This is a genomic window from Actinomadura sp. WAC 06369, from assembly GCF_003947565.1.
Classification (GTDB): domain Bacteria; phylum Actinomycetota; class Actinomycetes; order Streptosporangiales; family Streptosporangiaceae; genus Spirillospora; species Spirillospora rifamycini.
In genome coordinates this window covers 1-683 of sequence record NZ_QHJN01000409.1, presented here as the reverse complement: position 1 = coordinate 683, position 683 = coordinate 1, and the positions used below count along the sequence as shown (strand labels likewise).

Below are 683 nucleotides of genomic sequence, written 5' to 3'. Positions count from 1 at the left end.
ACTCGGCGGTGCGCATCACGCACATCCCGACCGGCATCGTCGTCTCCTGCCAGAACGAGCGCTCGCAGATCCAGAACAAGGCCAGCGCGATGAACGTCCTCCAGGCCAAGCTGCTCGAGCGGCGCCGCCAGGAGGAGAAGGACAAGATGGACGCCCTCAAGGACGGCGGCAGCTCCTGGGGCAACCAGATGCGCTCCTACGTCCTGCACCCGTACCAGATGGTCAAGGACCTGCGGACGGAGTTCGAGGTCGGCAACCCGCAGGCGGTGCTCGACGGCGAGATCGACGGCTTCCTGGAGGCCGGAATCCGCTGGCGCAAGCAGCAGGAGCAGACCGCGTAACGGCGCGACACGCGTGGAAGGGCCCGGACACCTGGTGTCCGGGCCCTTCTCGCGTGTGTGACGCGTATGTGATCGGTACGTGGCACGGAGCCACGGGCACCACGGCCGGGGCGGTGGCGGTCTAGGCGGTGTGCTGGGCCACCAGTACCAGAGCTGTCACGAGGACCACCATGAGCGCGAGGAGTGTCACGGGGTTCAGGCCGGAGAAGGGGCCCTCCTGCTGGAGGCGCTCCCGGTTCGCCCGGCACACCGGGCAGCGGCCCTGGCTGACGGGTGCGGCGCAGTTCGCGCACACGAGCCGGTCATATGTCATGCGCTCCTCCTCTCGTCCCCTCGGTCTTC

Annotated in this window: 2 protein-coding genes; one reads left to right on the top strand and one right to left on the bottom strand. The window is 68.4% G+C overall.

Features of this window, described 5'->3' with window-relative positions:
* A partial coding sequence (locus DMH08_RS39725) for a peptide chain release factor-like protein (RefSeq protein WP_325052996.1) occupies positions 1-341 on the top strand: 341 nt, incomplete at its 5' end.
* A gap of 121 nt (positions 342-462) precedes the next feature.
* Here DMH08_RS39725 and DMH08_RS39720 read toward each other — a convergent pair.
* Entirely contained in the window at positions 463-654 is a 192-nt protein-coding gene (locus DMH08_RS39720; RefSeq protein ID WP_125621445.1) for a hypothetical protein, read from the bottom strand.
* Between the last annotated feature and the right edge of the window lie 29 nt (positions 655-683).

Coding starts and splice junctions, on each gene's coding strand:
- DMH08_RS39720 (WP_125621445.1), bottom strand. CDS start 654: ATGACATATGACCGGCTCGTGTGCGCGAACTGCGCCGCACCCGTCAGC.